The sequence below is a fragment of the Streptomyces sp. NPDC104371 genome (genome assembly GCF_055583785.1).
Map to the genome: position 1 here is coordinate 288,183 of NZ_JBVJNF010000009.1, position 13,916 is coordinate 302,098.

The window sequence follows — 13,916 nt, forward strand, 5'->3', positions numbered from 1 at the left end:
ATGAGCGGAGACGGTCAGGGAAGCAGTCAGTGGTTCGACGACGAGGCCGGGCCGGTGGTCCGTCCGTACGCCATGACGCGCGGCCGTACCCGGCACGCGGCCCAGCACCGCCTCGACCTGATCGCGGTGGTCTTCTCGGAGCCGCGCACGGGCCTGCCCGAGACGGACCCGGCGCTGTCCCCGGAACACATGGCCATCGTCGAACTGTCCCGGGACACCCCGCAGTCGGTCGCCGAACTCGCCGCCGAACTCGATCTGCCGGTCGGCGTGGTGCGCGTGCTCCTCGGCGATCTCGTGGACCGGGAACTGGTGCGCGTGACGCGCCCCGTGCCCCCTGCCGAACTGGTGGACGAGAGCGTCCTGCGCGAGGTCATCGACGGCCTGCGCGCCCTGTGAGCCACCCCCGATATGCTCGGACCGAGCACCGACAAGCCGCAACGCGGCTCCTGATCTGCCGCGAACACCATTGCGAACAGCGCGATCGGAGACACGGACGTGACCACGGGCTGGCAGTTCTGGGTCGACCGCGGCGGCACCTTCACCGATGTCGTGGCACGCCGCCCCGACGGGCGCGTACTCACCCACAAGCTGCTGTCGGACAACCCCCACCGCTACGCGGACGCGGCCGTCGCGGGCGTCCGCGCGCTCCTCGACGACGGACCCGTCGACGTCGTCCGCATGGGCACCACCGTCGCCACCAACGCCCTCCTGGAACGCAAGGGCGAACGCACCCTCCTCGTCATCACCCGCGGCTTCCGCGACGCCCTGCGCATCGCCTACCAGAACCGCCCCGCCATCTTCGCCCGCGCGATCGAACTGCCCGAGCTGCTGTACGAGCGGGTCGTCGAGGTCGACGAACGCCTCGCCGCCGACGGCACCGTGCTGCGCGCCCCCGACCTCGACGCCCTCGCCGGGCCGCTCCAGGAGGCCTACGACGACGGGATCCGCGCCCTCGCCGTGGTCTGTATGCACAGCCATCTGCACCCCGCCCACGAGCGGGCCGTCGGTGAACTCGCCGCCCGTATCGGCTTCCCGCAGATCTCGCTCTCCAGCGAGGTCAGCCCCCTGATGAAGCTGGTCCCGCGCGGTGACACCGCCGTCGTCGACGCCTACCTCTCGCCCGTCCTGCGCCGTTACGTCCAGCACGTCGCCGACGAACTCGCGGGCGTGCGGCTGATGTTCATGCAGTCCAACGGCGGTCTCACCGAGGCCGGACAGTTCCGCGGCAAGGACGCCGTCCTGTCCGGACCCGCGGGCGGCATCGTCGGCATGGCCCGGATGTCGCAACTCGCGGGCTTCGACCGCGTGATCGGCTTCGACATGGGCGGCACGTCCACCGACGTCTCGCACTTCGCCGGTGAGTACGAACGCGTCTTCACCACTCGACTCGCCGGTGTGCGGCTGCGCGCGCCCATGCTCGACATCCACACCGTCGCGGCGGGCGGCGGCTCGGTCCTGCACTTCGACGGCTCCCGCTACCGCGTAGGGCCGGACTCGGCGGGCGCGGACCCGGGACCCGCCTGCTACCGGGGCGGCGGCCCGCTCACCGTCACCGACGCCAACGTCATGCTCGGCCGCATCCAAAGCGCCCACTTCCCGCGGGTGTTCGGCCCGGACGGAGACCAGCCGCTCGACGACGCGCTGGTGCGCGACCGCTTCGCCGCGCTGGCGCGCGAGATCCACGAGCACACCGGCGACCGGCGCACCCCCGAACAGGTCGCCGAGGGATACCTCCAGATCGCCGTCGCCAACATCGCCCATGCCGTCAAGCGGATCTCCGTCCAGCAGGGCCACGACGTGACCCGCTACGCCCTCACCACCTTCGGGGGAGCGGGCGGCCAGCACGCGTGCCGCGTCGCGGACTCCCTGGGCATCCGCACCGTCCTCGTACCCCCCATGGCCGGAGTGCTCTCCGCGCTCGGGATCGGCCTCGCCGACACCACGGCCATGCGCGAGCAGTCGGTGGAGGAACCGCTGGAGCACGCCTCGATGCCCGCGATCCTGCGGACCGCCGCGGACCTGGAGGGCGCCGCCCGCGCCGAACTCCTCGCCGAGGACGTGCCGAAGGAGCGGATCCGGACCACCCGGCGGGCGCAGTTGCGCTACGACGGCACGGACACCGCCCTCGTCGTCGAGCTGACCGACCCCGACACGATGCGGCACGCCTTCGAAGAACGTCATCGCGCCACGTACTCCTTCACCCTCGACCGCCCGATCGTCGTCGAAGCCCTCTCCGTGGAAGCCACCGGCCTCACCACACCCCCCGATCTCTCCGCCCTCGCCCCGTACGAAGGCCACCGCGCCGCTCCCGAGACTGTCCGCCTCCACACGGGCGGCGCCTGGCGCGACGTACCCCTGCACCGCCGGGAGCATCTGCCTCCCGGCGAAGCCGTCACCGGCCCCGCGATCATCACCGAGGCCGGCGCGACGACCGTCGTCGACGACGGCTGGCGGGCCGCGGCGAGCGCCGAGGGGCATCTGGTCATGGAACGCACGGCGATTACGGAGAGTTCCCGTCTCGCTACACAAGTCGACCCGGTTCTTCTCGAGGTCTTCAACAACCTCTTCATGTCCATCGCCGAACAGATGGGCGCGCGCCTGGAGTCCACCGCCCAGTCCGTCAACATCAAGGAGCGGCTGGACTTCTCCTGCGCCCTCTTCGACCCCGAGGGCGATCTCGTCGCCAACGCCCCCCACATCCCGGTCCATCTGGGCTCGATGGGCACCAGCGTCAAGGAGGTGATCCGGCGGCGTGCGGGCGCCATGCGCCCCGGCGACAGCTACGCCGTCAACGACCCGTACCACGGCGGCACCCATCTGCCCGACGTCACCGTCATCACCCCCGTCTTCGACCCCGAGGGCGAGCGGATCCTGTTCTATGTCGCCTCCCGCGGCCACCACGCGGAGATCGGCGGCATCGCGCCCGGGTCCATGCCCGCGCACAGCCGCACGATCGAGGAGGAGGGCGTCCTCTTCGACAACTGGCTCCTGACCGAACAGGGCCGCTTCCGCGAGGAGGAGACATCGCGCCTGCTCACCGGGGCGCGTCACCCCTCGCGCAACCCGAAGACCAACCTCGCCGACCTGCGCGCCCAGATCGCGGCCAACCAGAAGGGCGTCGACGAGGTCGGCCGCATGATCGACACCTTCGGACTCGATGTCGTCCAGGCCTATATGAAGCATGTCCAGGACAACGCGGAGGACGCCGTCCGCCGCGTCATCGACGCCCTGGACGACGGTGAGTACGCCTACGAGACCGACTCCGGCGCCGTCATCCGCGTACGCGTACGCGTGGACCGCGACAACCGCTCCGCGACCATCGACTTCACCGGCACCTCCCCGCAGTCGGCCACGAACTTCAACGCGCCCCGCTCGGTCGTCAACGCCGCCGTCCTGTACGTCTTCCGCACCCTCGTCGCCGACGACATCCCGCTCAACGACGGCTGTCTGCGCCCCCTGGACATCATCGTGCCGCCCGGCTCGATGCTCGCGCCCGAGCCGCCGGCCGCCGTCGTCGCGGGCAACGTCGAGACGTCCCAGGCCGTCACCGGCGCCCTGTACGCCGCCCTCGGGGTGCAGGCCGAGGGCTCCGGCACCATGAACAACGTGACCTTCGGCAACGACCGGTACCAGTACTACGAGACCGTGGCCTCCGGTTCCGGCGCGGGCGACGGCTTCCCGGGAGCCCCCGTCGTGCAGACCCACATGACCAACTCGCGCCTGACCGACCCCGAGGTCCTCGAAGGCAGACTGCCGGTCGTGCTCGAGGAGTTCGCGGTACGGCCCGGCAGCGGCGGCGCGGGCCGCTGGCGCGGCGGGGACGGCGCCGTGCGCCGCATCCGCTTCCAGGAGCCCATGACGATCTCCACGCTCTCCCAGCACCGCAGGGTCCCGCCCTACGGCATGGCGGGCGGCGAGCCCGGCGCCCTCGGCGCGAACCGCGTCGAGCGCGCCGACGGAACCGTGGTGCCCCTCAAGGGCAGCGACACGACGGACGTCGGCCCCGGTGACGTCCTGGTGGTCGAGACCCCGGGCGGCGGCGGGTACGGGGCACCCTTCCCGGAACCCCTCCCCGACTGATAGATGCAGGGGACATGACACGACTCTCCGTCGCGGTACGCGGCATCGTCACCGCGCTCGCCGCCCTCCTGTCCGTCGCGTCCGCCTCCGCCACCGCCCAGGCCGCCCCCGAACCCAAGGCACCCGCGGACTTCGTGGCCCTCAGATCCGTGGACCCGACCATCGTCGAGGAGATCCGCTACTTCACCCCGCACAATTTCGTCGGACAACGCGTCGACGGCTACCGCCAGCCCCTGTGCATCCTCACGCGCCCGGCCGCCGAAGCCCTCCACAAGGCGCAGACGCAACTGCTGCGCCAGGGCTACACGCTCAAGGTGTACGACTGCTACCGGCCGCAGCGCGCCGTCGACCACTTCGTACGCTGGGCGAAGGACCTCAACGACCAGAAGATGAAGGCCGAGTTCTATCCGCAGGTCGACAAGACCCGCCTGTTCGCCGACGGTTACATCGCGGAGCAGTCCGGACACAGCCGCGGCTCCACCATGGATCTGACGATCGTACGGCTCCCGGCCCGGCCGACCCACCCGTACGTCCCGAACCAGCCGCTCGTGCCCTGCTACGCGCCCCAGGACGAGCGCTTCCCCGACAACTCCGTCGACATGGGGACGGGCTTCGACTGCTTCGACACCCTGGCCCACACCGACGACCCGCGGATCACCGGCGCGCGGCGCGCCAACCGGCAACTCCTGAAGAGCACGCTGGAGAACCTCGGATTCGTCAACCTCGCCGAGGAATGGTGGCACTACACCTTCAAGCCGGAGCCGTACCCCGACACCTACTTCGACTTCCCGGTCTCCCGCGCGTCGCTCGCCCCCGGCCACTGAGCCGCCCTCGCCGCCATCGGCTACAGTCCGCCCCGTGTCCGAATCCCCGTTCCCTTCCGCCGACTTCGCGGCGGACTCCCACTGTTCGAGCTGCGGAGCGCCCTACGGAGAGGGCGTCTCCGGCTGGCCGCGCACCTGCGCCTCCTGCGGCACGGTGGCCTACCGCAACCCCCTGCCCGTCGCGGTGGCCCTCCAGCCCGTGTACGACACCGGGGGCGCGGCCCTGGTCGTCATCACCCGCACCATCCCTCCCGCGCGCGGGGGCATCGCGCTGCCGGGAGGGTTCATCGAACAGCGCGAGGACTGGCGGCACGCCGTCGTACGCGAGTTGAAGGAGGAGACCGGTATCGAAGCGGCCGGCCGTGAGGTGCGGCTGGCGGACGCGATGAGTTCGGCCGACGGCTACCTGCTGCTGTTCGGGCTCCTGCCCGAACGCGCCGCCGCCGACCTGCCGCCGTCCGTCGGCACGGACGAGACGGAGGGCTGGCAGTTGCTGCGCCGACCGGCCGACCTGGCCTTCCCGCTGCACACGCGTGCGGTGCGGAGCTGGTTCGAGGGCCGGTACGGGTGAGCCACCGGGCGGGACGGCAGCACACGCGCGCGTCCCGCCCACGGCCCGGACGAGCAGGCCAACACCTTCCAGCGCGGCACACACGCGCGCGCGTCCCGCCCGGCACTGCACCCGCCCCTCGCCGCAGCGTCCCCCTGGCGTCGCGTCACCCCTGGCTGAGCCCCCGGACGTGGACCGGATGCGGGACCTCGCCGCGGTCCTCGTCCCCGTCCCACCGGACGACCACGCCGTGGCCCTTCCACCGGCTCACATACCGCTCGACCTCCGGCTCCGCCCAGCCGCCACCCGTTTCCCGCGCCACCACCCCGCCCCCGGACCGTCCCGGCGCAGGCGCCCAGGCCTCCAGCTCAAGACCCCCGTCCGCCCCTTGCAGGGGCAGAACGGCGCCCGCGCGCGCGAGCACCGGAATCCGTGACAACGGCGCGTCGACCACCACCCTGCCGGGCCCCTGGAACGCCTCCTCGGTCACCGTGTCGTACCAGCGCCCCCTCGGCAGCGGCACCGTCCGCCGGGTCGCGCCGGGCTCCAGCACCGGCGCCACCAGGAGATTGTCGCCGAGCAGGAACGCGTCCCCGCAGTCCCGCAGCGTCCGGTCCCGGGGCGTGTCCCACCACAGGGGCCGCACATAGGGCGCACCCGTGCGGCGCGCCACATGCGCCAGCGTGACGAAGTACGGCAGCAGCCGCCGCCGTCGCATGAGCGCCTCGCGCGCGTGCGCGAGGACCTCGTCGCCGAACTCCCAGGGCTCCCGGCGCCCGGCCCGCAGACTCGCGTGCGTACGGAACAGCGGCAGGTACGAGGCGAGTTGGAACCAGCGCAGATACAGCTCCGGCGACGGGCTCCCGTCGAAGCCGCCCACATCAGGGCCGGAGTACGGCACTCCGCACAGCCCGAGCCCCATCACCAGCGACAGCGAAGCGCGCAACCCGGGCCACCCGGTGGCCACATCCCCGGACCAGGTGCCCCCGTAGCGCTGCATGCCCGCCCACCCGGACCGCGAGAAGAGGAACGGCCGCTCCTGCGGAGCGAGTACGCGCAGGCTTTCGTACGCGGCCTGGGCCATGCACAGCGCGTACACGTTGTGGGCCTCGCGATGGTCGCCGCCGCGCCCTTCCAGCGCGTGCCGGGCCGAGCGGGGCAGGGTGTTCTCCCCGAAGGCCGTGAACGACACCGGTTCGTTCATGTCGTGCCAGAACCCGGCGAAGCCCTGCGCGAGGCGATCCTCGTAGTGCCCGCCCCACCACCGCCTCACGCGCGCGTGTGTGAAGTCCGGGTAGACGGACTCCCCGGGCCATACGACCCCTTGGACCACCCGGCCCGACGCGTCCCGTACGAACGCGTCCTCGGCCGCGCCGCTGTCGTACACCGGGTCGCCCGGCTCGGCCTTGACCGCGGGGTCGACGATCGACACCAGCCGGATCCCGTCCCGCCGCAGCTCCTCGGCGAGCCCCGGCAGGTCCGGGAAGCGGTCCCGGTCGACCGTGAACACCCGGTGACCGTCGTAGTGGTCGATGTCCAGATGGACGGCGTCCAGCACAAGCCCGCGCTCCCGGTAGCCCGCCACGATCCGCCGCACCTCCGCCTCGCTGCCGAAGCCCCAGCGCGCGTGATGGTGCCCCAGCGCCCAGGCCGGCGGCAGCGCGGGCGCGCCGGTCAGCGACGCCCAGACGCGCAGCACGCGCGCGGGGGTGCCCACCATCACCCAGCACCGCAGCGGCCCGCCGTCCATCCGCAGTTCGCAGCTCCCCGCCCGGTCGTGCCCGGACCCCGCACCCTCCTCGCCCTCGCGCAGGGCCACCGTGCCGTCCCACGGCGTGTCGTGGAACACCAGGTGCGTGCCCGCGTCGGCGACCACCAACTGCACCGGCATGGTGAGGTACAGCGGGTCGTCGCCGGGCACGAAGGGACGGCCGGGGTCCGTGTTCCACAACCGGTAGCTCCCCTCGGCCAGCCGCGGTCCCGCGGCCCGCCCGCCGAGCCCGAAGAACCGTGCGTCCGGCGCCACTTCGGACCGCTGCATCCAGCGCGCGGCACCCCCGTCCACCGGTTCCCACCAGCGGGGCGGCAGGTCCCGGCGCAGCGTCACTCCGCCCGGCGTACGCACCTCGATCGCGCCCTGCCGCGACACCGTGACCGTGACGCGCTTCGCCACGACCCGCCAGCCCCCGTCCGTGTCCGGCTCCAGCGCCACCCGCCGGTCCGGCTCGGGGCCATGGCCGACGAGCGCGTACGACGGCTGCGGTCCGGCCCCGTCCCAGCCCCAGAACACGGCCCCGTTCACGGTGACCGCGATCCGCAGCTCGGACCGGGCGAAGCGGACGACACCGCCGCCGGGCTCGGGCCGCACCTCTTGCAGGGCGCCGGGCACCCGGGCCCGTTCCGCCCCCCGCCGCGGCAGTCCGGCCGCGTCGGCGCGTCTCCTGCGCCACGCGGCCCGTACCGTGCGCAAGCCCCGCACGGCACCCCCCGAACCGACCGCCTTCACCGAACGCACCAGGTCACGACCGTCCATTCGCTCACCTTGCCATGGACATCCCGGTACGGCGGCATCGTTCAACTGCCGTTCACCCAGGGCAGGAGCACATCGTCATGAGGCCAACTATGTGTGGCGCACCCTGGTGCAGAAGTCGATCACATGGCATCGTCCCTGTCAGCCGCGTGACGCGCACACCTCAGCCGTGCGCGGACCACGCCCACCACGCGTACAGTCCGGGAGCCGCCCCATGACCGCAGCGAACCCCATGCCGCTCTGGCAGCCCGACGCCGACCGCGTCGCGCGGGCACAGATCACCAGGTTCCAGGCCTGGGCGGCCGACCACCACGGAGCCCCCCGCGAAGGCGGCTACGCCGCCCTGCACCGCTGGTCCGTGGACGAGCTGGACACGTTCTGGAAGGCCGTCACGGAGTGGTTCGACGTACGGTTCTCCACGCCGTACACGCGCGTGCTCGGCAGCCGCGCCATGCCCGGCGCCACCTGGTTCCCCGGCGCGACCCTGAACTACGCCGAACACGCCCTGCGCGCGGCCGACACCCGCGCGGACGAGCCCGCCCTCCTGGCCGTCGACGAGACCCACGAGCCCCGCCCGGTCACCTGGTCCGAACTGCGCCGCCAGGTCGGCTCCCTCGCCGCCGAGCTGCGCGCCCTCGGCGTCCGTCCCGGAGACCGCGTCAGCGGCTACCTCCCCAACATCCCGCAGGCCGTCGTCGCCCTCCTCGCCACCGCCGCCGTCGGCGGGGTGTGGACCTCCTGCGCCCCCGACTTCGGCGCCCGCAGCGTCCTGGACCGCTTCCAGCAGGTCGAACCCGTCGTCCTGTTCACGGTCGACGGCTACCGCTACGGCGGCAAGGAGCACGACCGCCGCGACGTCGTCACCGAACTGCGCCGCGAACTGCCCACCCTGCGCGCCGTCGTCCACATCCCGCTGCTCGGCACCGACGCCCCCGAAGGGGCCCTGGACTGGGCGGCGCTGACCTCGGCGGACGTCGAGCCGGTCTTCGAGCAGGTCCCCTTCGACCACCCGCTGTGGGTGCTGTACTCCTCGGGGACGACCGGACTGCCCAAGGCCATCGTCCAGTCCCAGGGCGGCATCCTCGTCGAGCACCTCAAGCAGCTCGGCCTGCACTGCGACCTCGGCCCCGAGGACCGCTTCTTCTGGTACACCTCCACCGGCTGGATGATGTGGAACTTCCTCGTCTCCGGCCTGCTGACCGGCACCACGATCGTCCTGTACGACGGCAGCCCCGGGTACCCCGACACCGGCGCCCAGTGGAGCATCGCCGCACGCACCGGCGCCACCCTCTACGGCACGTCCGCCGCGTATGTCATGGCCTGCCGCAAGGCGGGCGTGCACCCGGCGCGCGACTACGACCTCGCGCGCGTGCGCTGCGTGGCGACGACGGGCTCGCCGCTGCCGCCGGACGGCTTCGCCTGGCTGCACGACGAGGTCGGCGAGGACCTGTGGATCGCCTCCGTCAGCGGCGGCACGGACGTGTGCTCCTGTTTCGCGGGAGCCGTACCGACCCTCCCGGTGTACATCGGTGAACTCCAGGCGCCCAGCCTGGGCACCGACCTCCGATCCTGGGACCCCAGCGGCAACCCCCTGATCGACGAGGTCGGCGAACTGGTCGTCACCAACCCGATGCCCTCCATGCCGATCCGCTTCTGGAACGACCCCGACGGCAGCCGCTACCACGACAGCTACTTCGACATGTATCCCGGAGTGTGGCGCCACGGGGACTGGATCACCCTGACCTCCCGCGGCTCCGTGATCATCCACGGCCGCTCGGACTCCACCCTCAACCGCCAGGGCGTCCGCATGGGTTCGGCCGACATCTACGAAGCCGTCGAGCGCCTCCCCGAGATCAAGGAATCCCTCGTCATCGGCGTGGAACAGCCCGACGGCGGCTACTGGATGCCCCTCTTCGTCCACCTGGCCCCCGGAGCCGTCCTCGACGAGACCCTCCTGAACCGCATCAAACAGACCATCCGCGAACAGCTCTCGCCCCGGCACGTCCCCGACGAGGTCATCGAGGTCCCGGGCGTCCCGCACACCCTCACGGGCAAGCGGATCGAGGTCCCGGTCAAACGCCTCCTCCAGGGCACCCCCATGGACAAGGCCGTGAACCCGGGCTCCATCGACAACCTCGACCTCCTCCACTTCTTCGAGGATCTCGCCCGCAAACGGGAGTGACCCGCCCCGCGGGCACCCCACCAGCCCCCTCGCCACCGCGGCCGACCGGCGTTGTCAGTGCCTCCCGTTACTGTGAGTGAGCATTGATCGACCGCATGTAGGGGGAACCATGCCGTACACCGAGCACGACACCGTGCGACGCGTCCTGCGCCGCGAAGTCGCGGGAATCATCGGTCTGCTGACCGACGAAGACGACTTCACCACGATGCGGCGCTACCGCACCTTCGCCTTCGACGACCACACGACCTATCTCCGACAAGTGGAAGCCCTGCTCAAGAGCCTTGCCGAGCAGGGCAGTCACACCACGGTCGCCCTCTTCGACCCACAGGAGTACGCGGACTTCTGCGCCGACAGCGGCCTGGAACCCGACGACCCCGCCAGCCGCAGCCGCTTCACAGCGGAACTGGCCGCCCTGGGACCCACCGTCCCCTACGACGGCCGACCCCTGGACGAACTCGTCCCGGACCTGGTCGACGAGGCCGTACGACAGGCCACTTGGCAGTACGCGACCACCGTGCTCGCCCACCTCGGCCCCTGCGCCGCCTGCGGCGAGGACATCGGACACGCCGCCTTCGCCCGAGCGACCCGACTCCTCGGCCGCATCCTCGACACCGCGAGCCCCGGCCACCACCACCTCGTATGCAGCGTCTCGACCACACCCGAGTCCCTCGTCGCGGCGCTGCACGCCGACGGGGACCCTGACGGCACGACCCAGCTCGACCAGACCCAGGCCCTCGAGTTCACCACTGTCCTCGCCCTCGGCATCGCCACCCGCTGCGCAGGCGGACTCGTCATGCGCACCATCGCACCGGGCACGGCGGACCGCGTCTACGGCTGGCGCCTGCGCGCGGAACGTCTCGAACCCCTCAGCGCGGGAGAGGTCTTCGACGCCTACTGCACCGACGTCGAATCCGGCGATCTCATCTCACCCGAGTCCAACGTCGACTACTGCGCACCACCCGACCTCGGAGACGAAGGACCGGCGAGCCATACCCATGGCACGGACGAGCCGGACCCACCGAGGCACGCATGATCCCAACCCACTGAACAACCGACAGGCGCCCGAACACACGCGGGGCGCCCCACCCGCAGGTGGAGCGCCCCGCGCCCATCGAAGCCATGCGGCTACTCGCCGGACAGCACCGCCTGCGCCGCCCGGCGCGCCCCGTCGGCGGAGTCGGCGGCCCGCGCCGCCGCCGCGGCACGCTCGCACTGCGCCAGCGTGTACTTCGCCAGCGTCCCCCGGACATAGGGAAGCGACGCCGCACCCATGGACAGGGAGGTGACACCCAGACCGGTCAGCACACATGCGAGCAGCGGATCCGACGCGGCCTCACCGCAGACCCCGCAGCTCTTGCCCTCGGCCTTCGCCGCGTCCGCGGACAGCGCGACCAGGTCGAGCAGCGCGGGCTGCCACGGATCCTGAAGCCGCGAGAGCGCGCCCACCTGACGGTCGGCGGCGAACGCGTACTGCGCGAGGTCGTTGGTCCCCAGCGACAGGAACTCGACCTCCTGGAGAATCGAGCGCGCGCGCAACGCGGCGGACGGGATCTCCACCATGGCGCCGAACTTCGCGTGCAGCCCGGCCTCACGGCAGGCGTCCGCGAACGCCTTCGCGTCGGTGCGGTCGGCGACCATCGGCGCCATGACCTCCAGGTAGACCGGCAGCCCCGCCGCGGCCTGCGCGAGCGCGGTCAACTGCGTACGCAGCACCTCGGGGTGGTCGAGCAGCGTCCGCAGACCGCGCACGCCGAGCGCCGGGTTCGGCTCGTCCGCCGGAGTCAGGAAGTCCAGCGGTTTGTCCGCACCCGCGTCCAGCACCCGCACCACGACACGGCCCTCCGGGAAGGCCTCGAGCACCTGCCGGTACGCCTCGACCTGCTTCTCCCGGGACGGCGCCTTCCGGTCGTCGTCCAGGAAGAGGAACTCCGTACGGAACAGACCGACGCCCTCGGCCCCGGCCTCGACGGCGGCGGGCACATCCGCGGGGCCGCCGATGTTCGCCAGCAACGGCACCTTGTGACCGTCGGCGGTGGCCCCCGGCCCGGTCGACGCCGCCAGAGCGGCCTTGCGCTCGACGGCCGCCGCCGACAACTGCGCCTTCTTCTCGGTGCTCGGGTTCACGAAGACCTCACCGGTACTGCCGTCGACGGCGATCACCGTGCCCTCGGTGAGCTCTCCGGCACCCGCGAGCGCCACCACCGCGGGGACACCGAGCGCCCGAGCCAGGATCGCGCTGTGACTGGTGGGCCCACCCTCCTCGGTGACGAACCCGAGGACCAGGGTCGGATCCAGCAGAGCCGTGTCGGCAGGCGCGAGATCACGGGCGACGAGGACGTACGGCTCGTCGCTGTCCGGGACACCCGGCATCGGCACGCCCAGCAGCCGGGCGACGATACGGTTCCGCACGTCGTCGAGGTCGGCCACGCGACCGGCGAGGTACTCTCCGGCGGCGGCCAGCAGTTCGCGGTACGCGGCGAAGGCGTCGTACACCGCCCGCTCCGCCGTGCTCCCGACGGCGATACGGCGCTCCACGTCCGCCATCAGCTCGGGGTCCTGCGCCATCAGGGCCTGGGCTTCCAGCACGGCCTGGGCCTCGCCCCCCGCCAGGTTGCCGCGCGCGACGAGATCGGCGGCCACCGCTTCGACGGCCTGGCGCGCGCGCCCCTGTTCGCGTTCCGCGTCGTCCGTCGGAATCTGCTTGGCCGGCGGTTCGAGCACCGCCGTCCCCATATGCCGAACCTCGCCGATCGCAAGGCCGTGACTCACCCCGACGCCTCGCAGCGTTGTCTCCATCTCACCCGTCTCCGAATCACGCGGCGGGTCCGCCACCGCGATGGTTGTCTGCGTCGTGTCTCAGTACGGTGTGCCTCGGTACGGCGTCGGCGTCACTGCCAGGCGAAGAGCTGGGCGCCCGTGGTCACTTCGCCGTCCTCGAGCAGACCGGACAGGGAATCGGCCGTGGCCTCGAGCGCTACCACCGGGCACACCGGAGATCTTCCGGCCCGCTCCACGGCGGCCGGGTCCCAGCGCACGACCGCCTGACCGCGCGTCACGGTGTCGCCCTTGTGGACCAGTACCTCGAAGCCCTCACCGTTGAGTTGCACGGTGTCGATGCCCAGGTGTGTCAGCACACCGTGACCTTCGGCGTCCACGACGACGAACGCGTGCGGATGGAGCGAGACGAGAACCCCGTCGACGGGGGAGACGGCCTCCGAGGGCTCGCGCACGGGGTCGACCGCGGTACCCGGCCCGACCATCGCTCCCGAGAAGACGGGGTCCGGCACGGCGGCCAGTCCGATCACGCGTCCTGTGACAGGGGACGTCACGGTGGTCATGGGAAGCCTCCCGACGGTGGAGTTCAACCGGGCGGCCGTCACTGTGTGTCCCGGACGGCGCACTGTGCATGCAGCGTATGTCAGATGAAGTGCCGGTTCCTTATAAGACGTAGGGGTTGGCGGCCCGAGGAGAGGGCTCAACTGGTTTGCGTGGGCTCCGCACCCCGTGTACTGTCGTACCCCTGCCTGGGGCTGAGCGGCGCGATCGAGCGTCCCGGCCGGGCAGCATCCAACTCGTCAGTCCCTCTCTTAGAGGTCGTTCCGCATGCCTGCGGAACGGTGGTCAGAGAGGCGGGAAAATACTGATAAAGTCGGAGCCGCCGGAAAGGGAAACGCGAGAGCGAGAACCTGGAAAGCACCGAGGAAATCGGATCGGAAAGATCTGATAGAGTCGGAAACACCGAAGGGAAAG

9 protein-coding genes are annotated in these 13,916 nt (G+C 71.6%); 6 read left to right on the plus strand and 3 right to left on the minus strand.

All coding sequences use genetic code 11. The annotated features are described in order from the left end of the window. The 4 genes from ACZ60T_RS26485 to ACZ60T_RS26500 all read left to right on the plus strand — a co-directional run bounded on the left by ACZ60T_RS26485 (position 1) and on the right by ACZ60T_RS26500 (position 5,475). Positions 1–396 carry a DUF742 domain-containing protein gene (locus tag ACZ60T_RS26485; RefSeq protein WP_365631332.1) on the plus strand — a complete coding sequence of 132 codons (396 nt, stop codon included), beginning with the start codon at positions 1–3 and terminating at the stop codon, positions 394–396. A 99-nt stretch (positions 397–495) separates the two neighbouring features. Continuing rightward, on the plus strand, positions 496–4,080 hold the full coding sequence (locus tag ACZ60T_RS26490; protein WP_469668125.1) for a hydantoinase B/oxoprolinase family protein: 3,585 nt from the start codon (positions 496–498) through the stop codon (positions 4,078–4,080). A 14-nt stretch (positions 4,081–4,094) separates the two neighbouring features. Then, complete coding sequence (locus ACZ60T_RS26495; protein ID WP_469668126.1) at positions 4,095–4,904, plus strand: M15 family metallopeptidase; 810 nt, start codon at positions 4,095–4,097, stop codon at positions 4,902–4,904. Positions 4,905–4,938: 34 nt separating this feature from the next. Continuing rightward, on the plus strand, positions 4,939–5,475 hold the full coding sequence (locus tag ACZ60T_RS26500; RefSeq protein ID WP_365631338.1) for an NUDIX domain-containing protein: 537 nt from the start codon (positions 4,939–4,941) through the stop codon (positions 5,473–5,475). A gap of 145 nt (positions 5,476–5,620) precedes the next feature. Here the strand turns inward: ACZ60T_RS26500 and ACZ60T_RS26505 are convergent, their stop codons facing one another. Next, entirely contained in the window at positions 5,621–7,987 is a 2,367-nt protein-coding gene (locus ACZ60T_RS26505) for a glycoside hydrolase family 31 protein (RefSeq protein ID WP_469668127.1), read from the minus strand. 211 nt (positions 7,988–8,198) lie between these two features. On the opposite strand from ACZ60T_RS26505, the gene ACZ60T_RS26510 reads away from it, so the two are divergent. Together ACZ60T_RS26510 and ACZ60T_RS26515 are read left to right on the plus strand one after the other, a co-directional pair. Beyond that, on the plus strand, positions 8,199–10,166 hold the full coding sequence (locus ACZ60T_RS26510; RefSeq protein WP_365631342.1) for an acetoacetate--CoA ligase: 1,968 nt from the start codon (positions 8,199–8,201) through the stop codon (positions 10,164–10,166). A 109-nt stretch (positions 10,167–10,275) separates the two neighbouring features. Continuing rightward, on the plus strand, positions 10,276–11,199 hold the full coding sequence (locus tag ACZ60T_RS26515) for a hypothetical protein (RefSeq protein ID WP_365631344.1): 924 nt from the start codon (positions 10,276–10,278) through the stop codon (positions 11,197–11,199). Between the two features lie 92 nt (positions 11,200–11,291). Here ACZ60T_RS26515 and ptsP read toward each other — a convergent pair whose 3' ends face one another. Beyond that, positions 11,292–12,962 (minus strand): phosphoenolpyruvate--protein phosphotransferase, encoded by a 1,671-nt coding sequence (gene ptsP / locus ACZ60T_RS26520; protein ID WP_365631346.1) that lies wholly within the window; start codon positions 12,960–12,962, stop codon positions 11,292–11,294. Between the two features lie 92 nt (positions 12,963–13,054). Beyond that, complete coding sequence (locus ACZ60T_RS26525; protein WP_469668128.1) at positions 13,055–13,504, minus strand: PTS sugar transporter subunit IIA; 450 nt, start codon at positions 13,502–13,504, stop codon at positions 13,055–13,057. Positions 13,505–13,916 lie beyond the last annotated feature (412 nt).